Genomic DNA, 23311 nt, shown 5'->3' with positions numbered 1-23311 from the left:
CAGCGTGAACTCGGCGCGTCGGCTGTGCTGGATCTATCCCGATCGGGGTACGGCCACGCAGCGTCGTCTGGAGCACGACAACGTCTGGGGCCACTACCAAGAGGTCGCGAAGGGCCTCGGGCTGGAGATGTCCCTGCACCAACCGGAGGAGATCGCCGTCGACGCCACCCGGATCGACGACGTGCGGTTCTTCCTCAACGGGGAACGGGTGACGCCCGAGGACACGATCTTCGTCACGCATTTCTACATACTTCCGCACCAGACCCAGGACGCCTGCGGCCAGGTGACGTTGTACAGCGTTCTTGAGCAGGCGGGCTTCTACCTGCCGATCCCACCGAGGATCGCGTACATCGGGCGCGACAAGCTGGCCACGATGGTGTTCCTGAGCGGCAGCCCGGTGGCCCCGCTGCCGACGGTCAGGCTGGGCACCGGACGCTCCGGGGCGACCTGCCACTACGACGCGGCGCTGAGCAACCTCGCGTACCCGCTGATCGTCAAGCCTGCTTACTGGGGGATGGGGCTGGGCGTGAGCGTCGTGCAGAACATCCACGACCTGCGCGGCGTCATCGGCTTGGCAGGTGGCTCCGACACCGCCCTGGTGGTGCAGCCGTACTTCGAGAATGTCGGGGAATGCAGGATCTTCGTCATCGACGGAAAGCCGCACACCATTCTCCGGGGCTCGAAGGACGGCTATTGCCTCATGGCCACCAAGGCCAGCGGCGCCCGTCACGAGAGGGAATATCTGCAGTCGCTGCCGGAACTGGACGAAACCGTCTCCTATGTGGCCGACAAGCTCCGGCTGCCGTACTTCACGCTCGACTTCATCATCGACGGCGACCGGTTCTGGCTGTCGGAGATCGAACCTGACGGCGCGGTGGGATTCAGCCAGAACACCGAGCAGGCGGCGATAGCCCGCGGCATCGTCGAAGCCCGGTTCCGGACGTACGCACGGGAGCACGCCGCCTGGATCGGGAAGGCGGAACGGCTCTCGTGATAGGCCGGATCGCGACAGACGAGGTGATGAGCCACGCCCGCGGCGCAGGAGCGCCGGAGTCGGCGACCGGCCTGGCGGATCTCGACGTGACCGGGCCGGCCGACGTGCTGGACATGACCCGGGCGATGGCAGGTGACAGCGGCGCGATGCTCATGTCCAGCGGTGGCACGACCGGCGCGCCCAAACTCACCTTCGTCCCCTACCACCAGGCCATCGATCGGCTGCTGGAAGAGTGGCGACCCCTGGCCCGAGGGGATGTCCTGCTGAACCTCTTCAACGCGGGCCGACTGTGGGCCTCGCACTACTACATGCACCGGCTCGCCGAGCGCAGCCACTGCACCGTCATCCCCCACGGGCCGCTGCCCCCACAGGAAGCGGGACGATGGCCGCAGACCTTCGCGCAGGTCGGCGTCAACGCGGTCGCCGGTACGCCGACCGGCCTGGCGGATCTCGCCCGGGCCGTGCTCGACACGGCGACGAGTCTCCCGATCGAAACCATCATCTGGATGGCCGAACCATGGAACCAGAGCAACGTGGACATGGTCCGGGAGGCGTTCCCCCAAGCCCGATTCTGGGGCAACTACGGCTCGGTGGAGACCTATGTGATCGCGACGAACACGCCCGACTGCGATCTGACCACCCTGCACCTGATGCCGGATCAGCTCATCGAGCCGGACGACCGGGGCGCGCTGCTGACGCGGATCGGATCCGGCTGGACGGCCCCGGTCGTGCGCTACCGGCTGGGCGATCGCATCGCCCCCGCTGAGTGCCGCTGCGGCCGTCCGGACGGGTTGAGGGTGCTCGGGCGGGCCGACGACGCGGTCAAGTTCTACGGGGCGACCTTCGGCATCGGAGAGGTCCTGGACGTCGTCCACCAGGTGCGAGGAGTACGGGAAGCCCAGCTGGAGCTGGCCGGGCTGAGCGATGCCCGGATGGCGGTGAGCGCCGTCACCGTGAAGTACGTCGGCACGGCGAGCGTCACGCTCCTGCGGGCGGCGCTGATGAAGGAGTTCACGCGCTTTCGGACGGTGCTGCGGCAGCATCCTCAGGCGATCGCGATAGAGAGGGTGTCACAGCTCCATCGGGTGGACAGAACCAACAAGGTGCCCCCAGCCGTCTGGGTGAAAGCCACGGCCGGATGAGCCCGACTGCCCCGGGCGCCGGGAAAGGCGTGCGGAGCCGGGCGATCCTCCCCTTGCTCGTGGGTGGCTACTTCATGGCGCAGTTGGACATGACGGTCCTCGTGGTGGCACTCCCGAGCATCATCCGAGACCTCGGCGCCACCGTGCCGGAAGGGCTGTGGGCGGTGAACGCCTACGTGCTGATGGTGGCCGTCAGCCTCATCACCACGGGCCGCCTGGGCGACGTGCTGGGCCAGAAACGCGTGTTCGTCTGCGGGCTCGCGGTGTTCACCGTCTTCAGTCTGATGTGCGGCCTGGCACAGAGTCCTTGGCAGCTCATCGGGGCGCGAGCGTTCCAGGGGCTGGGCGCGGCGCTTCTGCTGCCGCAGGTCCTGGCGCTGATCATGGTGGTCTTTCCCCCTGAGCGACGCGGCACCGCCCTGGGCGTCAGAGGGGCCGCCGGGGCAGGTGCCGCGGTCGCGGGGCCGGTGATAGGCGGGCTGCTGGTCCACGTCTACGACTGGAGGGCGGTCTTCTTCATCAATGTCCCCATCGGCCTGTCGCTCCTGCTCCTCGCCCTGGTGCTCATCCCCGATCTCCGCTCCGGGAAGGTCCGCCGGCTGGATCCGATAGGGGTGCTGCTCCTGTCGCCCGCCCTGCTCTGCGCGGTGCTGGTCATGACGCAGGGAAGCGCCAATCGCTGGAACGGCTGGATCGTGGCGACCGCCTGCTGCGCGATCGTCCTGATGTGCTGCTTCGTGCGTCAGCAGAGCAGGAAGCAGCACGCTGAGCCGCTGATACCGTTCGCGCTCTTCCGTGACCGCAACTATGCGCTCATGACCCTGGCGGGCGCGTCCGTCTCCATGAGCGTCTTGAGCTTCACCCTCATCCTGTCCTTCGTCCTTCAGGACGAGCTCAGGCTCGCCCCGTTGGCAACAGGGGCGCTCATCGCACCTGCCTCACTCACCTCGATGCTCCTGGCGCCCTTCGTCGGCCGGCTGTCGGACCGCGTCGACCCGAAAAGGCTGCTGCTGGCCGGGCTCGCCTTATCAGCCGTCGGCATGGCGTCGCTGGCGCTGTCCCTGGGAGACGGGGTGACGTGGGGCGGCATCATCGCGTCGATGGTGGTCGTCGGTGCGGGCAACTCGATGCTCTTCACTCCGCTGACCGGCATCGCGCTGCGCCAGGTCACGCCGAACGTGGCAGGCACCGCTTCCGGGGTGCTCGGCACCGTGCTCCAGTTCGGCTCGTTGGCGGGCAGCGCCGCAGTCGGTCTCCTCCTGCACGGCAGGGCGACGGCGGATGGCTCGACGGGAACCGTGCTCACGTTGCTCCTCCTCCCGCTGCTGGCGCTCCTCGTCGCCGCCCTGGCGGTTCATTCGGTTGACAGGCCGGCGCGGGACCGCAGGCGGTGGAAGATCTCGTCGAGCTGAGACACCTCTTCCGTGGTGAGCGCGTCGAAAACCAGATGTCGTACGGCGCGTACGTGACCGGGCGCGGCATGCTCGATGGCCGCCCGCCCCGCCTCGGTGATGCGGACGAAGGCGCCACGACCGTCCTCCGGGCAGCCGAGCCGGGACACCAGGTCGCGTTTCTCCATCCGCGCGACGTGGTGTGACACCCGGCTGCGCTCCCACTGCAGCGATTTCGCCAGATCGGTGATCCGGATGCGTCCTTCGGCGGATTCGGTGAGCACGACTAGCACCTGGAAGTCCGGGTTCGACAGCCCGGCGTCGGCCTGCATCTCGCGGTTGAGCGTCGCCAGAAGCTCCGCGTTGAGGGCCATCCATTGGCGCCACATGTGCTGCTCGTCATCGTTCAGCCACGGTATGTCGTTCGTCACAGCCACACGGGCAGTGTAGCAGGGTGCGTGACACGTCATGTATGTTCCATGTCATGTAGGTGATGCGTCACCAAAAGGGTGGCGCTCACGGATCTCAGGAGCAGCGACGTGACCAGCACCACGGCAACGACCAACCTGTCCGACCTCTCCGGCGACTACGTTCTCGACACCGCCCACACCCGGCTCGGGTTCGTCGCCCGGCACGCGATGGTGACCAAGGTCCGCGGCCAGTTCAACGAGTTCGAGGGCGGCGTGCGCATCGACGCGGGGGATCGCGACAGGACCACCGCGCGCGTCACCATCAAGGTCGCCAGCATCGACACCCACAACGGGCAGCGTGACGAGCACCTGCGCGGCAGCGACTTCCTGGCGATGGACCAGTTCCCGGAGATCACCTTCGTCTCCACCGGAGTCCGGGTCACCGGCGAGCAGACGGTGGAGCTGACCGGCGACCTGACCATCAAGGGCATCACGAACTCCATCACCGTGCCGTTCGAATTCCAGGGCGGGGTTCTGGACCCGTTCGGCAACCACCGCATCGGCTTCGAAGGCTCTGCGGTCATCAACCGCAAGGACTACGGCATCACCTGGAACGCCGCCCTGGAGACCGGCGGCGTCCTGATCGGCGAAAAGGTCACGCTGGAGTTCGAGATCGCCGCCACCAAGCCGGTCTGACATGTCACTGTCCGCCGGGGGCGGTCGCCTCCCAGATTCGCATTCGAGGACGGAAATGACCCATCCATTCGAAGTCGGGATCATCACCTTCGGCGAGATCAGTCCCGACCTCAGGACCGGCAAGCCGATGTCACCACGCGACCGCATGGCCGAGATCGTGGAGCAGGCGGTCGTCGCTGACGAAGCCGGTCTGGACCTTTACGGTGTCGGCGAGCATCACCGATCTGATTTCGTCGCGTCGGCCCCGCCGGTCATCCTGGCGGCGATAGCCGCCCGGACGAAACGCATCCGCCTGACCAGCGGCGTGACCGTGCTGAGCTCGGAAGACCCCGTCCGGGTCTTCCAGAACTTCGCGACCCTGGATCTGCTCTCCGGCGGCCGAGCCGAGATCATCGCCGGTCGAGGCTCCTTCAGCGAGTCGTTCCCGTTGTTCGGTTACGACACGGCCGACTACGCGGACCTGTACCGGGAGAAGCTCGACGCCCTTCTCGCGATCCGCGGCGGCAACCCCCCGGTCTGGCGTGGCGGGCCGTACACTCGCGACCTCACCGGACTCGACATCGCGCCCCGGCCGGTCGGCGAGCTGCCGATCTGGATCGGCAGCGGAGGCACCCCCGCCTCTGCCGTCCGAGCGGGCTCACTGGGCCTGCCCCTGGCACTCGGTCTGGTGCTGGGGCCGATCGGCCAGTTCGCCGACGGGGTGGCGAAGTACCGCGAGGCGTTCGAGGCCGCCGGCCATCCGGCGGCGAACGCGCGGGTCAGCATCACCGCCCACGGCTACGTCGGCGCGACCAGCCAGGGCGCTCGAGACACGATGTATCCGTATTTCACCGTAGGTATGCGCGAGAACAACCACCAGCGCGGAGCCGGATTCGACCTGCCGCGACGCGCCTTCGACGCGCAGGCCACGCCGGGCGGCGGGCTGCTCGTGGGAAGTCCACAGGAGATCATCGACAAGTTGATGACCTACCACGAGGTGTACGGGGTGACCCGAGCCGTCTTCCATCTCGGCTACGGACACATGCCGCACCGGGACCACCTCGCCGCCATCGAACGTCTCGGGGCCGAGGTCGCGCCGGTGATGCGGCGTGAGCTGTCCCGCACCGCCGGGAGCCTGGCATGAGCCACCCCCTGAGAGTCGTCGTCGTCAACGGCAGCCCCAACGAGCGGTCGAAGACCATGGGGCTCGCCGGCCTCGTCACGTCCCGGCTCAGCGAATCCCTGCCGGTCGAACTCCATCAAATCGATGTCTACCGGCTCGGGCCGAGCTTCGCCGGAGCCACCGTGCGCGAGGATGTGCCGCCCGAGGTCGAACACCAGATCCGTCTGGTCGAAGAAGCCGACGTGGTCATCGCGGCGACACCGGTGTTCCGGGCGTCGTACTCCGGAATGTTCAAGCACTTCTTCGACCTGGTCGACCAGTACGGCCTCGCCAACAAGCCCGTCATCCTGGTGGCCACCGGGGGAAGCGATCGGCACGCGCTCGTCATCGAGCACGCGCTCCGGCCGCTCTTCGGCTTCTTCCAGGCCGCGACCGCGCCGGTCGGCTTCTACGCCAACGCGGGTGACTTCGACGGCACCGTCGTCCTCAACGGCGAGGTGTACAGCCGCGTCGAAGTGGGGTTGGCCGACATCATGCCGCAGCTGAAGGCGCTGGCCGCCGGCCCGCACCGTGCGCGCGGCTAGCGGCGTATCTTGAACCTCAGATGCAGCACCCGTTCGCCCTGGATGACCACGTGGGGATCCTCCAGAAGATGCTGCCCGTCGATGCTGCCGAAGTAGCGTTTGCCCGACCCGAACACCACCGGCACCACGTCCATCGCCACCTCGTCCACGAGTCCGGCCGCGAGGACGTTCATCCGTCGGTTCCGGGGGCGGGTACGGCGTGTTCGGCGGCGCGGCTGACCTGCTCCCAGGCGGCCCAGGTCGCCATCCGCCGCCGGGAGATGTCGAAGGCCAGGTCGTAGACCATGCTGCCGAGCAGCAGCCGCAGCGGCGGGTCGTCGCTGTCGACCAGCTTCAGCAGCGCCTCGGCGGCCAGCCGCGGTTCGCTGTCGATCGAGCCCTCGGCCCACTGCTTTTCCAGCTCGGCGCGCAGCGGGCCGTACTGCGCCGAAGGCGACGTGGTGGTCATGCTGGTGTACAGGTCGGTCCAGTAGCCGCCGGGCTGGACGATGCTGAGCTTGACGCCGAACGTGGCGGCTTCCATCGCCAGCGCCTCGCTCATGCCCTCCAGCGCGAACTTGCTCGCGCTGTACATCCCGGTGCTCGGGAAGCCGCCCAGGGCCGCGATGCTGGAGACCTGCACGATGTGGCCGGAGCGCTGGGCGCGCAGCTGCGGCAGGACGGCCTGGCAGACCCACATCGCCCCGAAGAGATTGACCTCCAGCTGGGCGCGCGCCTCGGCTTCGGTGAACTCCTCGATCATGCCCGAGGACATGGTCCCGGCATTGTTCACCACGATGTCGAGCCGGCCGAAGTGCTCCACGGCGGTGTTCACGGCGGTGAACACCGCGTCGCGGTCGGTCACGTCCAGCGGAAGGGCGAGCAGCCGATCGCCGTACCGGTCGTCGAAGTCCTGTCGGGTGATGGTGCGGGCGGCGGCGGCCACGTGATCGCCGCGCTCCAGCGCGGCGAGAGCGAACGCACGGCCCAGGCCGCGGCTGGCTCCCGTGATGAACCAGGTGCGGGAAGGGACGGTTTCCGGGGTGCGCATATGCAGGACTCCGATGGGTTGCCTACCTTATACGAGACGGTTCGTCTCGCCTTGAGACGTGACAGTACCCACTCCTCTTCGCTGAGTCAAGACGGACCGTATCGTCTAGTTAGTGGCCGGCGCAGATCTCCCTGAACCCAAGTGGAAGGCGCGGCGGTAGGCGGACGGCGAGGTCCGCATCGCCTGGGCAAAGTGGTGGCGGTAGGTGACCGCGGTGTCGAAGCCGACCGTCCTGGCGATCTCCTCGATCGGCGTGCCGGTGGTCTCCAGCAGAGCCAGGCTTGCCTGGATCCGTTGGTCGATCAGCCACCGGATCGGTGTGGTGCCGGTCGAGCGGGTGAAGTGCCGCAGGTAGGTGCGGGCCGACATGCGCGCCTGCCGGGCGAGCGCGTCCACCGTGATGGGACTCGGGAGGTTCGCCAGCGCCCATGCCATGCTCCGCGCGACCCGGTCGTCGTCGGAGTGGGCGGACATGGGAGCCTCGATGAACTGTGCCTGACCGCCATCGCGGTGTGGTTGGATCACCAGCCGCCGGGCGACCGCGTTGGCGATCGCGGCCCCGAAGTCCCGTCGAACGATGTGCAGGCACAGATCCAGGCCGGCGGCGCTGCCGGCGCTGGTGAGCACGTCCCCGTTGTCGATGTAGAGGACGCCGGGGTCGACGTCGACGCCGGGATGGCGCCGGCGCAGTTGGTCGGCGTAGCGCCAATGGGTCGTGGCCCGGCGGCCGTCCAGCAGTCCGGCGCCGGCGAGGGCGAATGCTCCCGAGCAGATCGACATGATGCGCGCACCCCGGCGATGGGCCTGGCGCAGCGCGGCGACCAGCTCGGGCGACGGGTCTGCCGTGATGTCGGACACGCCGGGCACGATCACGGTCTGCGCCGTCGCGAACGCGTCCAGGCCGTGTGGCGTGTACAGGCTCGCGCCGCCGATGACGCGTAGCGGGCCGGGATCCTCGGCACACATGGTGAGGTCGTACCAGGCGACGTCGAACTCCGGCCGGGGCAGGCCGAACACCTCGGTGACGATGCCGGTCTCGAAGACCGACATGCCGTCGTAGGCCAGGACGGACACGCTCGGGCCGCGCCGCGCTGGTGGATGCATGGCGGAAACTTAGCAAACAGCGTCATCTACGCAACGTGACAGATGGCGGGATCTTAGCGGGGGACGTCGTTCCCGACACTGGTGCCGGCCGGTGGCCATGACCAGGATCGTGGACATGACAAACGTGATCTCGGTCGTCCTCTCAACCCCTCCGGCCGCGCCGGCGGCGGCCGCCGCCCACTTCGCCGCGCGGCTGACCTTCGAAGCCGATGTCAGCGACGTCCATGCCGACCTGGAGACCGGTGCGCCCGGGCTCGTCGTGGTCGATTCGCGCGGCGTCGAGGCATGGCAGCAGGGGCACCTGCCCGGCGCTGTGCACCTGCCGACCCGGGAGATCGCCGCTCGGGCGGCGGAGGTCATCCCGCCCGGCACCGCCGTCGTCACCTACTGCTGGGGGCCCGGCTGTAACGGCGCCACCCGGGCGGCTCTCGAGTTCGCCGAACTCGGCTACCAGGTCAAGGAGATGATCGGCGGCTACGAGTACTGGGTGCGCGAAGGCTTTCCGGTGCGGACGGAGGACGGCTTGATCCGCCGGCCGGTGGACGATCTGACCGCCCCGCCTCTCGCCGACTCCTGTGGCTGCTGACATGACCGCCGAATCGATCATGACGAGTCGCGTCCCCTCATGCAGGACGAGCGTGCGGGTCGGCCCTCCCCGATCGCGCCCGTGGCCCCTATCGTCTGGACGCGTGCAGCGCGGTCAGGGCCTGCCTTTCGAGCAGGCGGAAACCGCAGGATCCGGCGATCGCCACGGCCTGCTCGGCGTTGTAGCTCGCCGAGGCCGGGTCACCGGCGGCGAGCCGGGCGGTGGCGAGGCCGACCAGCGCCCGTGCCTCCACGTAGGGGTAGGTGTTGTGCGCGATCGTCACGCAGCGCTCGAACCACTGGGCGGCGGCCGTCGCGTCGCCGAGCGCGAGGTACGCCTGCGCCGCGGTGGCCGCGGTCTGCGCCGTGGCCTTCCTGTCGTGGACCGCGATCGCCATGTCGTGCGCTCGCCTGGCCACCTCCAGCGCGGTGGCGGCGTTCCCGCGCTGTCTGTGCACCTGGCTCAACTCGTCCAAGGTGGACAGCTCGCCGCGCAGGTTCGACCTCTTCCGGTACGCCGCGAGCACGTCGGTGAGCAGGTCGGCGGCGCGCGCCGGCGCTCCGAGCTGCCGTAACGCGCTCGCCAGATTGCCCCGGTTGGCCAGCGCCGACGTCTCCCGGCCGGTCGCCTCGTTGATCTCCAGGGCCGCTTTGAGCAGCTCGGCGGCGTCCCGCAGCTCGCCCTGGCACAGCCGCATCACCCCGAGCCCGTTGAGCGCGACCGCCCGCACGTGGCCGAGCCGGTCGTTCTCGGTCAGCTCAAGCGCGCGGTGCAGCCACTCCTCCGCGTCGGCGAGCTTGCCCTGCTCCAGATAGAGCCATCCGATGGAATGGGACAGGTACGCTGCGGCGGTCGTCCAGCCCGTGGTGACCGCCAGCTGTTCACCGGCCAGGCAGTCGGACAGCGCCTCCTCGTCCCGGCCGACCGACCACAGCGCCTGGCCACGGCTGATCAGCATCGCGGTCCGCGCGACGTCGTCGCCGGCTCTGGCGGCCGCGTCCAGACCGACTTCCGCCGCGGGCAGCCAGCCGTCGATGTGCCGGCGGATCAGGAAGTAGCCGCGGAGCTGGTCGGTGATCCGCCAGGACAGCGCGCGGTCGGCGGACTCGGCCGTGTGCCTGACGACGGCGACCAGCGCGGGCAGCTCGGCGTCCAGCCAGGCGAGCGCGTCGGCCTCGGTGGCGAAGAACGTGTCCCGCTCCGCATGCGTGTCGAGCCGTACGAGCTGCGGGTACACCCACTCCATCGCGGCCGTCACCGCGTCGGTGTACCAGGTGTACAGCCGGGAGCGCGCGCTTTCGCCCTCGGCGTCATCGGCGAGCAGCCGCCGGGCGTACAGGCCCAGCAGGTCGTGGAACCGGTAGCGGTCCGTCGCGTACTGCATCAGCATGTTGGTCTCGAGCAGGTCCTCCAGCACGCGGTCGGCGTCGGTCGGCGGCATCGCCAGCAGGACCCCGGTGCTGTCGGCGCCGAAGTCGTCACCGGGGTGCAGGCTGCACAGCCGGAACGCGCGCTGGGCGGCTGCGCTCAGATCGGCGTAGCTGAGCTGGAAACTGGTGAGCACGCTCGACTCGCCGGTGGACAGCTCGGTGAGTCTGCGGTTGTCGTCGTGCAGCCGACGGGTCAGGTCGGCGATGGTCCACGCCTGCCGGGTGGCCAGTCGCGCGCTCGCGATGCGCAGCGCGAGCGGCAGCCGTGCGCACGCCTCGGCGAGCTCGCCGGCCGCGTCGGGATCGGCGTCGATCCGATGTGATCCCGCGGTCGCGGCGATCAGGGTGATCGACTCCTCCCGGTTGAGCGGTTCGAGATGGACGGCGCACGCACCGGCGAGGCCGAGCATCCTGCGCCGGCTGGTCACGATCAGGTCGCTGCCGCCCGCACCTGGCAGCAGCGGCCGGGCCTGGTCGGCGTCATGCGCGTTGTCCAGCAGCACCAGCATCCGCCGGTCGGCGAGCTCACTGCGGAACAACGCGGCCGCCTCGGTCTCGTCGGTCCCGATCCGCCTGCTCGGCACGCCGAGGGCGCGCAGGAACCGGCCGAGCACCAGCATCGGTTCGAGTGCGGTCGCGGTGGTGCCGCGCAGGTCGGCGTAGAGCTGACCGTCGGGATACTGCGCGCGCAACCGGTGCGCGGTGGCGAGCGCGAGAGCGGTCTTACCGACTCCGGCGATGCCGTCGATCAGCACGATTCTGGACGAGGCCGGTCCGGACTCCTGGCCCGTCCTGGCGAGCGCGGCCTCGATCCTGGCCATTTCGTCCGCTCTGCCGACGAAGTCCGGCGGCGCGGCGGGCGCCTGCTGGATCGCGGTCCGCCCTCTTGTCCGTCGGCCGCGCCGCTCCTGCTGCCGGAGCACCGCCAGCTGGGCGGACCGCAGCCGGTCGCCGGGGTCGATGCCGAGCTGGTCGGCGAGTGCGGACCGGATCCGGTCGTACGCCGCGAGCGCCTCCGCCTGCCGGCCGCTCGCGGCCAGGGTCAGGATCAGCTCGACGTGCAGCGGCTCGTCCAGCTCGCGCCGATTCGCCAGCTCCCGCACCGGTTTCAGGGCCCGTTCCGGCTTGCCGAGATCGCGCGCCAGCGTGGCGAACGTCTGGACGGTGGTGGCGTACTCGGTGGCCAGCGCGGTGTACAGCGGACTCGACGCCACCCGCTCCGCGCCGATCTCACCGCGCCACAGCGCGATGGCTTCGGCGAGCCGGCCGAACGCCTCCTCCGGTGTGTCATACGCCGCCCGTGTGGTGAGGTCGCGGAACGCGAGCAGGTCCAGCTGGTCGGCGGTGACCGCGAGCCGGTAGCCGGTCTGACCGCCGAGGAGCACGCCGTCTGCGTCCAGCAGCCGCCGTAACCTGGCGACGAGCGTATGCAGCAGGCTCACCGGGTGCTGGGTTTCGCCGTGCTGCCACAGCAGGTCGATCAGCTCGTTCTGGCCGACCGCCGCACCGGCGCCGAGCGCGAGCCGCGCGAGCAGCGTGCGTTGCAGGTCGGAGCCGAGGGATGCCTGGACATCGCCGTGCCAGACCTCGATCGGACCGAGCACACGGATGCGCAGCGAGCCGCCACGGACCGGACCGGCGTCGGCGCGCTGGGCGCGATGGGTCTCGGCGGCGGCGGCGTGCAGTCGCTCGACGTCGGGCCCGCTCACCCCGAGTGCGGCGGCGATGGCCTGGACCGAGTCCCGCTTCGGGCTTCTCGTCCGGCCCTGTTCCAGATCGCGGATCGTGCCCGCGCTCACGCCCGCCCGCTCGGCGAGTTGCCGTTGCGTCAGTCCGGCTCGGAGGCGATGGGCTCGAAGCAGCCCGCCGAAGCTCGTCTCCCTCACTCGCGCCCACACCGAGTGAGCAGACCGTTGATCCGCGATCTCCGGGACACCAGACGATCCTAGGCCAGGAGACGCCACGAACCCCAGCGTGCGGCGGAAGCACGTTGGGGTCCGTGTCATGCGTATCTGCTGGGGGATCAGTAGTCGTCTGTCCTAGATGTCCCGGTCGCGGCCTGGATATCCAGGAGCGATGTCATCCGGTGGGGACGGTCGCGACACCGAGGATGCGGAAGGCGTCGACGCGGACGTTGCGGAGACCGCCTTCGGGATGGACCGAGACCTCGGTGCCCGGCTCGAGTGCGTCGAGGACGTTTCCGTCCCCCTCCCAGAAGGAGACGTGGCCGACCGCTTCGTCGGTCGTCTTGTAGAAGATCAGGTCACCGACCTTGAGGTCCGCGTAGTCGACCGACTTGGCGTAGAACTTCGACGGGGTCTGGTGGTCCTTGGCCCAGTTCCACATGTCGACGGCGCGGCGGACCGGCCAGCCGGGGAAGTTGCCGATCGGGTTGTAGGAGGCCATGACCAAGCCTGAGCAGTCGAGGCCCGGACGCTCCGGGGTGTCCTCACCCCCGAGGACGTAGGGTATGCCGCGCTTGCCCATGGCGTTCTTGTGGCCGATCATGGTCCAGTTGTAGATCTCCCGAACCTCGGTGCAGTGGGTTCCCTGATCGGTCGTCCCGTTCTGGACCTGCACCCTGAGGTGGTTGATGTTGGGGATGTTGTCGGGGTTCCAGTCGGACTTGAGCCCGACCTCGTGGTGGCCGTTGCCGCCTCTGAGGACGAAGTGCGGCTCGCCGCTGGGGAAGATGAAGGGCGCCCCGTCGTGGTCGGCGTCGTGGGCCTGGATCCGCAGCACCGGAGAGATGGCGGTCGCCGTGCCGGTGTCCTCGAGACGCCAGCGAACGGTCACCCTGTCGCCGGCCTTCCAGTCGACCTGAATGAAGGCCTTGGCACCCGGGCATTCGACGGTGAGGGTGCCGCTCGGGTTGCTCAACCCGTCGGCGGACGCCGGCGGCGCGGCCACGAAGACGGCACCGGAGATCGAGACGACGAAGGCCACGAGCAACGTCATGATTCTGGGTTTCACGTGCTTCCTCTCATGGTGGAGATTCCTGTCGTCGTGGAATCGGCGAGACTCGCAACCCCTGGCGGCCTGTCGCTTTCGAGGAATGTGGGAATGGCAAAGTCAGGCGTTGCCGCACGTCCACGGCTGTCGGCCGCGGGCCCGTACAGGTCATGGCGGCTTGCTCCGAACGTTAGGGATCGCCACTGGCACGGCGCTGTCCGTACTCCACCCGTACCGGACACGCGCCGTGGCGTGGTACGGGCGCTAGTCCACCTCGGCCACGGGCTGGGTGAACTGGGCGGCGTGCAGCCGGGCGTAGGCGCCGCCCGAGGCCAGCAGCGACTCGTGCGTGCCCTGCTCGACGATCCGCCCGTTCTCCATGACCAGGATCAGGCTGGCGTCGCGGATCGTGGACAGCCGGTGGGCGATGACGAAGCTGGTGCGGCCCTCGCGTAGCGAGCTCATCGCCTGCTGGATGAGCACCTCGGTCCGGGTGTCGACCGAGCTGGTCGCCTCGTCCAGGATCAGGATCGCCGGCTCGGACAGGAACGCCCGGGCGATCGTGATCAGCTGCTTCTCGCCCGCGCTGACGGTCGCGCCCTCCTCGTCGATCACCGTGTCGTAGCCGTCGGGCAGCGTGTGCGCGATGCGGTCCACGTGGGCGGCCGCCGCGGCGGCCTCGATCCGTTCGAGCGTGGCGCCTTCCGCGCCGTAGCCGATGTTCTCCGCGATCGTGCCGCCGAACAGCCAGGTGTCCTGCAGCACGATGCCGAGGTTGGCGCGCAGCTCTTCCCTGGACATCTCGGCGATGTCGACGCCGTCGAGGGTGATGCGGCCGCCGGTCACCTCGTAGAAGCGCATGATGAGGTTGACCAGCGTTGTCTTGCCCGCCCCCGTGGGGCCGACGATGGCGACGGTCTGGCCGGGCTCCACGGTCAGCGACAGGTCCTCGATCAGCGGCCGGTCCGGCGCGTAGCGGAAGGACACGTTCTCGAACGCCACCCGGCCCCTGACCTGCGCCGGCCGCGCGGGTTCGGCGGGCTCCGGTGACTGCTCCGGAGCCTCCAGCAGCTCGAAGACCCGCTCGGCCGAGGCGACGCCCGACTGCACCAGGTTCGCCATGCCGGCCACCTGGGTCAGTGGCTGGCTGAACTGGCGGGAGTACTGGATGAAGGCCTGCACGTCGCCCAGCGAGATCGAGCCCGAGGCCACCTTGAGCCCGCCCACCACGGCGACCAGCACATAGTTGAGGTTGCCGATGAACATCATCGCCGGCTGGATGAGGCCGGAGATGAACTGGGCGCGGAAGCTGGAGGTGAACAGGGCCTGGTTGTGCTCGGCGAAGGTCACGGCGGCCTCCTGCTGCCTGCCGAACACCTTCACCAGCGTGTGCCCGCCGTACATCTCCTCGATATGGCCGTTGAGCTTGCCCGTCGTCGCCCACTGCTCGATGAACTGCGGCTGCGACCGCTTGCCGATGACCGCGGTGACGTAGATCGACAGCGGCACCGTGACCAGCGCGATGAGCGCCAGGAGCGGCGAGATCCAGAACATCACCGCCAGCACCGCCACGACCGTCAGCACCGACGAGATGAGCTGGCTCATCGTCTGCTGCAGCGTCTGCGCGATGTTGTCGGTGTCGTTGGTGGCGCGGCTGAGGATCTCACCGCGTGACTGGCCGTCGAAGTGGCTCAGCGGCAGCCGCGCCAGCTTGGCCTCGATCCGCTCGCGCAGCCGGGACGCCGCCCGCTGCACGATGGTCGTGGTCAGCCGGAACTGCATGATCCCGAGCAGCGCCGCGAGCAGGTAGATCGCCAGCACCCAGCCCAGCACCTGGGCCAGCGCGGTGAAGTCGATGCCGCGGCCGGGCACCACGCTCATCGACGACACCATGTCGGCGAAGGTGCCCTGGCCGTCGGCGCGCAGCCCCGCCACGGCCTGCTCCTTGGTGCTCCCCGCGGGCAGCCGGGCTCCGATGATGCCGGCGAAGATCAGGTCCGTGGCGTGACCGAGGAGCTTGGGGCCCGTCACGGTCAGCGCGACGCTGGCCGTACCGAAGGCCAGGACGACGATCAGCAGCGCGCGCTCGGGACGCAGCAGGAGCAGCAGGCGGCGGAGTGAACCGCCGAAGTCGAGTGCCTTCTCGGCGGGTCCGGACATCATCGCGCCCGGGCCGATACCGCCCTGAGGACGGCGCGGGGGCGCCTGGGTGGTCATGCTGCGGCCTCCTGTTCGGTGAGCTGGGACAGCACGATCTCGCGATATGTCGGGCAGGTGGTCATGAGCTCGGCGTGGTCACCGGAGCCGACCACGCGGCCGTCGTCGAGCACGAGGATGCGGTCGGCGTCGCGGATCGTGTTCACGCGCTGGGCCACGATGACGAGCGTGGCGTCGGTCATCTCCGCTGCCAGCGCGGCGCGCAGCCGGGCGTCGGTGGCGTAGTCGAGGGCGGAGAAGGAGTCGTCGAACAGGTAGATCTCGGGCCGGTGCACCAGGGTCCTGGCGATGGCCAGGCGCTGGCGCTGACCACCGGAGACGTTCGTGCCGCCCTGGGAGATCGGCTCGTCCAGACCACCGGGCATCTCCTCGACGAACTCACGGGCCTGGGCCACCTCCAGGGCCTGCCACAGCTCCTCGTCGGTCGCGTCCGGCCTGCCGTACCTCAGGTTGGAGGCGACGGTGCCGGAGAAGAGGTAGGGCGACTGCGGGACCAGGCCGACCGCCCGGGAGAGCACGGCCGGATCGAGATCGCGTACGTTGACGCCGTCGACCAGCACCTCGCCCTCGGTCGCGTCGAACAGGCGGGGGATGAGGTTGAGCAGCGTCGTCTTGCCGCTGCCCGTGCTGCCGATGATCGCGGTGGTACGGCCAGGCCGCGCCACGAAGCTCACCTCGGACAACACCGGCTCCTCGGCGCCCGGGTAACGGAAGTCCACGGAGCGCAACTCCAGCTCGCCGAGGCGTCTGTCCGGGATGACGGGGGTCGCCGGCGGGTGGACGGTCGGCTCGGAGTCGAGCACTTCCTCGATGCGCTCGGCGCAGACCTCGGCCCTCGGGATCATCATGAACATGAACATCGCCATCATCACCGACATGAGAATCTGCATCAGGTAGGAGATGACCGCGGTCAGCGCGCCGACCTGCATGGATCCGTCGGCGATGCGGTGGCCGCCGAACCAGACCACGGCGACACTGGACACGTTCACCACCAGCATGACCGCGGGGAACATCAGCGCCATCAGCCGCCCGACCCGCAGCGACACATCGGTCAGCTGCTCGTTGGCCACGGCGAAGCGCTCGCGCTCGTGCCTGTCGCGAACGAAGGCCCTGATCACCCGGATGCCGGTGATCTGCTCGCGTAACACCTGGTTGATCCGGTCGATGCGCTCCTGCATCGCGCGGAAGTGCGGGCGCATCCGCACCACGATCACGCCCACGACGAGGATCATCACGGGCAGCGCGACGAGCAGCAGCGACGACAGCGCCACGTCCTGGCGCAGCGCCAGCACGATGCCGCCGACGCACATGATCGGCGCGGCCACCATCATCGTGAACGCCATCAGCACGAGCACCTGGACCTGCTGAACGTCATTGGTGGTACGGGTGATCAGCGACGGCGCGCCGAACCTGTTGACCTCCTGGGCGGAGAAGTCCTGTACCCGGTGGAAGATCGCGGCCCGCAGGTCCCTGCCCAGCGCCATCGAGATCAGGGCGCTGTAGTAGACGGCCACGAACGAGCAGGCGATCTGGATGAGCGTCACACCGAGCATCACCAGCCCGATGCGGGTGATGTAACCGGTGTCGCCCTTGACGACGCCGTCGTCGATGATGTCGGCGTTCAGTGTGGGGAGATAGAGCGTGGCCAGGGTCTGGACGAACTGGAAGAGGACGACGAGCGTGATCTCTTTCCCGTACGGCCTGAGCTGGGCCCGCAGAAGGCGGAGCAGCATCACGAGGGGCTTTCTGTGGGAGGGATCGAGGAGGGTCGCACGAGCAGCCCGTCGAGCAGAACGGAGACGATCTCCTCGTCGTCCATGTCTCCGAACTCGCCGCCCTGGCCGAGGTCACGGTGCACGCTCACCGCGATCAGCATGAGCAGCAGCTGCGCCGTGGCCTCGGGAGAGCGGCGCAGCCGGTCGCGATCGGGCTCGACCAGAAGGGCGAGCCCGGCCGACATGCGACGCCGGCTGTCCATCATCCGCTCGCGGAATTCGGCGTCTTCGGCCATCAGCTCCCTGGGCGCGGCGATGAGGTTGATGTTGGCGTTCATTCCCGCCCGCAACATCGTGACCGCCTCGCGCAGCCGTGCGCGCAGCTCGATCCGCGTGTCGATGGCCGCCAGCGCGTCCACCGCCGGTTGTGGGTCGAACGCGCTCATCAGTGCCGCCCGGAGCAGCGAGGCCTTGTCGGGGAAGACCCCGAAGATCGTTCCCTCGGCCACGCCCGCGGCCTCGGCGATCTGCCGGGTGCTCACCGCGGTGCCGTGCTCGCGCAGCAAGGGGAGCGTGGCGGCGATGAGCGCGGCACGGCGGTCTTCTGGTGCCATGGCCGGCACCCTTCGCCTTCTGGTCATGCGACTCACTCTAATGAGCGAGTACTCACTCGTTCAAATGGTTTTAGGCCAGGCATCGACCGCGACGCCCCGGAAACGGCCGGTCGCGTCGGCGGGGACGGTCAGAGAGTGGGTCCCGCGAGCCGGGCGTCCAGCGTTCTCATGCCATTCTCGTGCGAGATCTCGCGGAAGAGTTCGCGGGCCTCTTCCCAGACGGCTTTGGCCGTGCGGTGGTCGCCGGCGGCGCAGTGGGCGTCGCCGAGGGCGCGGAGCGTCCGCGCCAGGTAGGGGATCGAGCCGCGGGTCCGCCACACCTGGACCGAGCGTTCGAGGGTGGCGATGGCGGCGGGCAGGTCTCCCTCGGCCAGGTTCAGCTGCCCGAGAACGCTGAGCGCGTCGGCGAGATAATGGCCGAAGTTGCCGTTCTCGCTGTGGGCCAGCGTCAGTTCGGCGGTCGCCCTGGCCCGCTCGTCCCCGACCGCGACGAACAGCTTCGACAGGTAGAGCAGCGAGAACGTCTCCAGATAGCGGTAGTTCAACCGCCGTGCCATCTCCAAGGAGCTCTCCAGCAGCTCCTGGCCGCCCGTGATGTCACCGCAGAACGATTTCGCCGCGCCGAGGAACTGGGTGATCGTCGTGGTGTAGTGAGCGTTGCCGAGCACCTCGGCCACCTTCGTCGCCTGCTCCAGGACCGTGAGCGCCGCTTGAGGGTCGTCCTCGCCGTGGATGATCGCCATCACGTGATAGGCCCGCGCCTGGCCGCCGAGGTAGCCCGCGTCGGCGGCCAGGCGCAGAGCGCGCTCCGCCAGGGCGAGCGCTTGTGCGCCACCGTTCCCGTCGGCCGTCATGCTCCAGGCCAGGGTCGCCAGGGCGTCGGCCATCCCGACCGGATCGTCCAGCATGGTGAACAGGTCGAGGAGCTGCGAGGCGTCGGCCCGCATCCGCGTCATCGCCGGTCCGGGGCCCGCCGGTGAGCTCCAGGTGGTGACCTCCAGGAGGCCGCGCATCAGCACGGCCTCGCCGCGCTTGTCGCCGCTCTCCCGGCAGAGCGCGAGCGCCTGCTCGTGCATGCGCTGCCAGCCGTCGTACAAGCCGCGCACGTTGAGGTAGGTCTCGGTGGACCCCGCGAGGTCCCAGGCGAGTTGGGTCAGGCGCGCCTCGCACGCTTGGGCGACTCCCGCCATCAGCGCGGCGTACTCCGCGCCGAACCAGGCCATCGGGTCGGCCAGCAACGGGCCGGAGACCGCCGCGGGCAGCCGCCAGCGCGGCGCACTGCTGTGCATGGGTGCGTAGCAGGGGCCAGGGACGTGCGCCGCCGCGACCTCCGCCAGCGCCAGCCACGCACCCAGGGCCCGCTGGAGCGCGGCCTGGCGCTCGGGTTCGGGATCCTCGCGCTGCGCCCGCTCACGCGCGTACAACCGGATCAGGTCGTGGAACCGATACCTGAGCCTGCCCGTCTCGTCCGTCCCGGTGAGGTTCAGCAGATGAGCGTCGACCAGGCTTTCGATCTCGCGTTCCGCCTGCCGCTCCGGCACGTCCAGGAGGGCCGCCACCGCCCACGAGGCGAAATCGGGCGCGTCGAGCAGCCCGGCCAGCCGGAAGGCCCGCTGCGCGCCCGCCGGAAGCGTCCGGTAGCTCATCTCGAAGCCCGCGCGGATGTCGAGGTCGCCCGCCACAAGCTCGTCCAGCCGGTGCCGCTCCTCCCCGAGGACGCCGGCGAGGTGGGACAGACTCCACTGCTTTCTGCCGAGGAGCCTGGCCGCCGAGATGCGGACCGCCAGCGGGACCCGGCCGCACAACCGGGTGATCTCCAGAGCCGCTTCCGGGTCGTCCCGGACGCGTTCGTCGCCGGCGATCCTGCCCAGCAGGTGCATGGCCTGGGCCGACGGCAGGACGTCGAGTTCCAGCAGGCTCGCGCCTTCGAGACCGACCAGCCGGACACGTCCGGTGAGGAGCACGGCCGTGCCGGGGGCCCCCGGCAGGAGCGGCCGCACCTGCTCCTCCCCGGCGACATTGTCGAGCAGGATGAGAATTCTGCGTCCGGCCAGGCAACTCCGGTACAGCGCCACGCGTTCTTCCAGGGATTCGGGTATGCCGGTGGCGCTGATGCCCAGCGCGAACAGGAACCGGCTGAGCACGTCCTCCGGGCGGGCAGGCTCGGCGGAGACGCCGCGCAGGTCCGCATAGAGCTGGCCGTCGGGAAAGCGATCCACGACCCGGTGCGCGACGTGCACGGCGAGCGTGGTCTTACCCAGGCCTCCCAGACCCGCGATGCTGGCCATGGCGACGGTGCCCGGCCGTGGCTGGGTGATGACCTCGGTGAGATCCGCCACCTCGCATTCCCTGCCCGTGAAATCCGCGATGTCCGGCGGCAACTCGGCGGGGGTGAGGGCCGTGGCATGGACGGGACGGTCGCCGGACCGGGCACGTGGGTGCGGGTGCGGGTGCCGCACTGTCCTGCTCGGCTCGATGCCCGGTTCGTCCGACCGGCGCGGACGATAGACGTGCGTGTACGGGCCCGGCCTCGCAGCAGAGCCCGTCGTCCTGACGTGAGGAACGAGGTCGAGTGAGGGATCCTGGGTGAGGATTCGCTGGTGCAAGTCGTGCAGCTCTTCGGCCGGGTCCAGACCGGTCTCCTCGACCAGGGTCTTGCGGGCACGCGCGTATTCGGCGAGCGCGTCCGCCCGCCGGCCGCAGCGGTACAGCGCCAGCATCAACTGCGCGCGCAGCCGCTCCCGCAGGGGATACTCGCTGATGAGCGCGGTCAGCTCGCCCAGCAGCCCGGTATGGCGTCCCAGCCTCAGATCCACGGCGATCCGCGACTGCAGGACCGACAGGCGGACCTCGTCCAGCCGCGCGGCCTCCGCGGCCAGCATCGGGACATCGGTCATACCGACGAACGCGGGCCCGCGCCACAGATTCAGCGCCTCGCGCAGCCAGTGCGTCGCCTCCTCCGGCTCACCGGCAGCCTCCAGCGCCTGCCCTGATCGGGCCAGACCCTCGAACCTCGCCGCATCCAGCTCGTCCTGGATCATCGGCACCAGATAGCCGGCGCCCTGCCGCACGACGCGAGCCGGGTCACCCAGGTGCCGCCGGAGCCGGTGGACGTAGGTCTGCACATTCTTGGTGGCGCTCTTCGGCGGGGTGTCCCCCCACAGGGCCACGGCTAGTTGATCTTCCGAGACAGGGTTACCCGCTTGGCACAGCAGAACCGCTAACAGCACCCGCACCTTGGGCGTGCCGAGATCGACCTGCTGATCCTCTCGCCACACCGTAAGCGGGCCCAGTATCCCAAACTTCATCGTGCTCCCTTGGCTGGAGGCACTGTAAACCTGGACGGCCTGTCTCGGTGGTGCACTGGGCGAGAAACAATGACGACCCTTCTCGCCCGGCCCTTCGATTCCCCCAGCGCGGGAGTCGACACCTGCGCCGTCAGCACTACGGCCTGATCTCGTGATGTCCGAACCGGGGCATCAGGCGGTGCCCAGGGTGAGGCACAGGCTGCGTGTCCTCACCCTGAGCGAGATTCCCTGGTGGCCGCTACTTCGTCCACTGCTCGGCCGGGGACACACCGGGCAGCGGCTTGCCGATGAGGGCCAGCGGGAGGAAGAAGCAGACCTGGCCGATCGCCATGATGAGCGTGGCGAGCGCCTTGTCGTCGTAGTGCCGCGACGCCCTGGCGTACAGCTCGTCGGAGACGCGCTCGCCCGCCGGGTTCGGGGTCAGGACGGATTCGACCAGTTCCAGCGCGACCCGTTCGGCGTCGGTGAAGTGGGGCGCGTCCCGCCAGGAGACCACGGCGCTGATGCTCTCCTCGCTCGCGCCGGCCTCGCGGAGGTTGCCGGTGTGCAGGACCGTCAGGTACGTGCTGCCGGCGATCTGCCCGGCGCGAAGCTGGACCAAGCTGATGGTGGTCCGCGGGATCGTGCCGTTCCCGGTCGCCCTGTACAGGGCGCCGCCGATGTCCTTGAGCTCGGGGACGAGCACGGCGGGGTTGGGGAGGCGCGACTGGCGGTTCTCGGTGGTGGTCATGGTGATGGGGTCCTTTCTGTACGGTGTTTCGCTGCTATGACGGATCGCCCCGGGTGGAGGTGACGGATTCTTGCCGATGCCGTCGGCGAGCTGCGCGGGCAGGGGATTCTGGTCCGGGGTCAGCAGGCTGAACCAGCCCACCGTCGCGGCGAACGCCTCACGCACCTGCTCGAAGCCATCCGCCACCGTCCCGTGAACATCCGTGCCACTCATCGTCGTCAGCAACCTGTCGTACGTGTCGGTCCGTGTCGGTCGCCGGCATGACGGCTGGCGCGGGGGGAACAGGTGACCGGTGCGTTTCGCGGTCACCTTTCACTGGTTCGATACGTCAGCGGTATGACGTAGTCGAAGGAGAGGAACGCGACCGTGGCACCCCATGACTTGCTGGCTGTCCAGTTCGAGGGGCATCGCCCCCATCTGCGGGCGGTCGCTTACCGGATGCTCGGCTCGCTGAGCGAGGCCGAGGACGCGGTCCAGGAGGCATGGCTCCGGCTGGCGCGCTCGAACTCCGGTGACATCGACAACCTGGGCGGCTGGCTGACCACTGTGGTCGGCCGGGTCTGCCTGGACCTGCTCCGCACCCGCAAGGCCCGGCGCGAGGAGTCGCTGGCGGACCGCCTGCCGGATCCGGTGGTCAGCCGTGCGGACGTCACCGATCCGGAGCAGGAAGTCCTGCTGGCCGACTCGGTAGGGCTGGCGCTGCTCGTGGTGCTGGGATCGCTGACCCCGGCCGAACGGCTGGCGTTCGTGCTGCACGACATGTTCGGCCTGCCGTTCGACCAGATCGCGCCCATCGTGGACCGCACCCCGGCCACGGCCAAGAAGCTCGCCAGCAGGGCCCGCCGGCGGGTCCGCGGCGCGGCCCCGAACCCCGACCCCGACCTGGCCGATCAGCGCCGGGTGGTGAACGCGTTCCTGACCGCCGCGCGTGGCGGCGACTTCGAGGCGCTGGTCTCCATCCTCGACCCCGACGTGGTGCTGCGCGCCGACGGCGGGGTGCTCACCAACGGCATGAAGGTCATCCGCGGCGCCGCGGCCGTGGCCGGACAGGCCGACACCTTCCGGCGCATGGCCACCAGCGCCGCCACCCACCCAGCGCTCGTCAACGGCCTCGCCGGCCTGGTCAACACCATCGACGACCAGCTGATCTCCGTCATGAGCTTCACCATCTCCGACGGCAAGATCGCCACGATCGACATCTTGTCCGACCCCGACCGGCTGGCCCACCTCGACCTGGCCGGCATGGAGTCATGACCTCCGCGCACTCGCCGACGTCAGGCCGTCCCATGAGAAACCATGAATCAAT

Annotated in this window: 19 protein-coding genes; 8 read left to right on the top strand and 11 right to left on the bottom strand. The window is 69.2% G+C overall.

The window, feature by feature from the left end; genetic code table 11:
* Nucleotides 1–4 precede the first annotated feature (4 nt).
* Genes ACTMTF_RS40710 through ACTMTF_RS40700 form a run of 3 tightly spaced genes read left to right on the top strand, consistent with a single transcriptional unit; the run spans nucleotide 5 to nucleotide 3548 of the window.
* Nucleotides 5–994 carry an ATP-grasp domain-containing protein gene (locus ACTMTF_RS40710; protein ID WP_441115456.1) on the top strand — a complete coding sequence of 330 codons (990 nt, stop codon included), beginning with the start codon at nucleotides 5–7 and terminating at the stop codon, nucleotides 992–994.
* A 26-nt stretch (nucleotides 995–1020) separates the two neighbouring features.
* A complete protein-coding gene (locus ACTMTF_RS40705; protein ID WP_441115455.1) occupies nucleotides 1021–2136 on the top strand; it encodes an AMP-binding protein in 1116 nt (371 codons plus the stop codon).
* Nucleotides 2133–3548 (top strand): MFS transporter, encoded by a 1416-nt coding sequence (locus tag ACTMTF_RS40700; protein WP_441115454.1) that lies wholly within the window; start codon nucleotides 2133–2135, stop codon nucleotides 3546–3548. The genes ACTMTF_RS40705 and ACTMTF_RS40700 overlap by 4 nt, the downstream gene beginning before the upstream one ends.
* Here the strand turns inward: ACTMTF_RS40700 and ACTMTF_RS40695 are convergent.
* Nucleotides 3491–3964: a MarR family winged helix-turn-helix transcriptional regulator gene (locus tag ACTMTF_RS40695; RefSeq protein WP_441115453.1), complete on the bottom strand. Its 474-nt coding sequence runs from the start codon at nucleotides 3962–3964 to the stop codon at nucleotides 3491–3493. The genes ACTMTF_RS40700 and ACTMTF_RS40695 overlap by 58 nt on opposite strands.
* A gap of 102 nt (nucleotides 3965–4066) precedes the next feature.
* Between ACTMTF_RS40695 and ACTMTF_RS40690 the strand changes: the two genes are divergently transcribed.
* Genes ACTMTF_RS40690 through ACTMTF_RS40680 form a run of 3 tightly spaced genes read left to right on the top strand, consistent with a single transcriptional unit; the run spans nucleotide 4067 to nucleotide 6319 of the window.
* A complete protein-coding gene (locus tag ACTMTF_RS40690; protein WP_441115452.1) occupies nucleotides 4067–4633 on the top strand; it encodes a YceI family protein in 567 nt (188 codons plus the stop codon).
* Nucleotides 4634–4688: 55 nt separating this feature from the next.
* A complete protein-coding gene (locus ACTMTF_RS40685; protein WP_441115451.1) occupies nucleotides 4689–5756 on the top strand; it encodes an LLM class flavin-dependent oxidoreductase in 1068 nt (355 codons plus the stop codon).
* Nucleotides 5753–6319 (top strand): NAD(P)H-dependent oxidoreductase, encoded by a 567-nt coding sequence (locus tag ACTMTF_RS40680; RefSeq protein WP_441115450.1) that lies wholly within the window; start codon nucleotides 5753–5755, stop codon nucleotides 6317–6319. The genes ACTMTF_RS40685 and ACTMTF_RS40680 overlap by 4 nt, the downstream gene beginning before the upstream one ends.
* On the opposite strand, the gene ACTMTF_RS40675 is transcribed toward ACTMTF_RS40680, so the two are convergent.
* The 3 genes from ACTMTF_RS40675 to ftrA form a co-directional block, all read right to left on the bottom strand.
* Complete coding sequence (locus ACTMTF_RS40675) at nucleotides 6316–6492, bottom strand: hypothetical protein (protein WP_441115449.1); 177 nt, start codon at nucleotides 6490–6492, stop codon at nucleotides 6316–6318. The genes ACTMTF_RS40680 and ACTMTF_RS40675 overlap by 4 nt on opposite strands.
* Entirely contained in the window at nucleotides 6489–7349 is an 861-nt protein-coding gene (locus ACTMTF_RS40670) for an SDR family oxidoreductase (RefSeq protein ID WP_441115448.1), read from the bottom strand. The genes ACTMTF_RS40675 and ACTMTF_RS40670 overlap by 4 nt, the downstream gene beginning before the upstream one ends.
* Nucleotides 7350–7454: 105 nt before the next feature.
* Nucleotides 7455–8453 (bottom strand): transcriptional regulator FtrA, encoded by a 999-nt coding sequence (gene ftrA, locus ACTMTF_RS40665; RefSeq protein WP_441115447.1) that lies wholly within the window; start codon nucleotides 8451–8453, stop codon nucleotides 7455–7457.
* Between the two features lie 115 nt (nucleotides 8454–8568).
* Between ftrA and ACTMTF_RS40660 the strand changes: the two genes are divergently transcribed.
* Nucleotides 8569–9039, top strand: a complete 471-nt coding sequence (locus ACTMTF_RS40660; RefSeq protein ID WP_441115446.1) for a rhodanese-like domain-containing protein — start codon at nucleotides 8569–8571, stop codon at nucleotides 9037–9039.
* Between the two features lie 88 nt (nucleotides 9040–9127).
* On the opposite strand, the gene ACTMTF_RS40655 is transcribed toward ACTMTF_RS40660, so the two are convergent.
* From ACTMTF_RS40655 to ACTMTF_RS40625, 7 genes are all read right to left on the bottom strand, one after another.
* Nucleotides 9128–12367, bottom strand: a complete 3240-nt coding sequence (locus ACTMTF_RS40655; protein WP_441115445.1) for a BTAD domain-containing putative transcriptional regulator — start codon at nucleotides 12365–12367, stop codon at nucleotides 9128–9130.
* Between the two features lie 181 nt (nucleotides 12368–12548).
* Nucleotides 12549–13427 (bottom strand): C40 family peptidase, encoded by an 879-nt coding sequence (locus ACTMTF_RS40650; protein ID WP_441115444.1) that lies wholly within the window; start codon nucleotides 13425–13427, stop codon nucleotides 12549–12551.
* 258 nt (nucleotides 13428–13685) lie between these two features.
* On the bottom strand, nucleotides 13686–15638 hold the full coding sequence (locus ACTMTF_RS40645) for an ABC transporter ATP-binding protein (protein ID WP_441115443.1): 1953 nt from the start codon (nucleotides 15636–15638) through the stop codon (nucleotides 13686–13688).
* Nucleotides 15635–17371, bottom strand: coding sequence for an ABC transporter ATP-binding protein (locus tag ACTMTF_RS40640; RefSeq protein WP_441115442.1), 1737 nt, complete (start codon nucleotides 17369–17371; stop codon nucleotides 15635–15637). The genes ACTMTF_RS40645 and ACTMTF_RS40640 overlap by 4 nt, the downstream gene beginning before the upstream one ends.
* Nucleotides 17371–17994, bottom strand: coding sequence for a TetR/AcrR family transcriptional regulator (locus ACTMTF_RS40635; RefSeq protein WP_441115441.1), 624 nt, complete (start codon nucleotides 17992–17994; stop codon nucleotides 17371–17373). Before ACTMTF_RS40635 ends, ACTMTF_RS40640 begins: the two co-directional genes overlap by 1 nt.
* 101 nt (nucleotides 17995–18095) lie before the next feature.
* Nucleotides 18096–21275: an AfsR/SARP family transcriptional regulator gene (locus ACTMTF_RS40630; protein WP_441115440.1), complete on the bottom strand. Its 3180-nt coding sequence runs from the start codon at nucleotides 21273–21275 to the stop codon at nucleotides 18096–18098.
* 238 nt (nucleotides 21276–21513) lie between these two features.
* A complete protein-coding gene (locus ACTMTF_RS40625) occupies nucleotides 21514–22218 on the bottom strand; it encodes a carboxymuconolactone decarboxylase family protein (RefSeq protein ID WP_441115439.1) in 705 nt (234 codons plus the stop codon).
* Nucleotides 22219–22371: 153 nt separating this feature from the next.
* Here ACTMTF_RS40625 and sigJ point away from each other — a divergent pair, with 153 nt between their 5' ends.
* On the top strand, nucleotides 22372–23259 hold the full coding sequence (gene sigJ, locus ACTMTF_RS40620; RefSeq protein ID WP_441115438.1) for an RNA polymerase sigma factor SigJ: 888 nt from the start codon (nucleotides 22372–22374) through the stop codon (nucleotides 23257–23259).
* The last annotated feature ends 52 nt before the right edge of the window (nucleotides 23260–23311 follow it).

The sequence above is a fragment of the Nonomuraea sp. ZG12 genome (assembly GCF_052068115.1).
Taxonomy (GTDB): domain Bacteria; phylum Actinomycetota; class Actinomycetes; order Streptosporangiales; family Streptosporangiaceae; genus Nonomuraea.
This window is presented reverse-complemented; position numbering and strand designations above follow the sequence as displayed.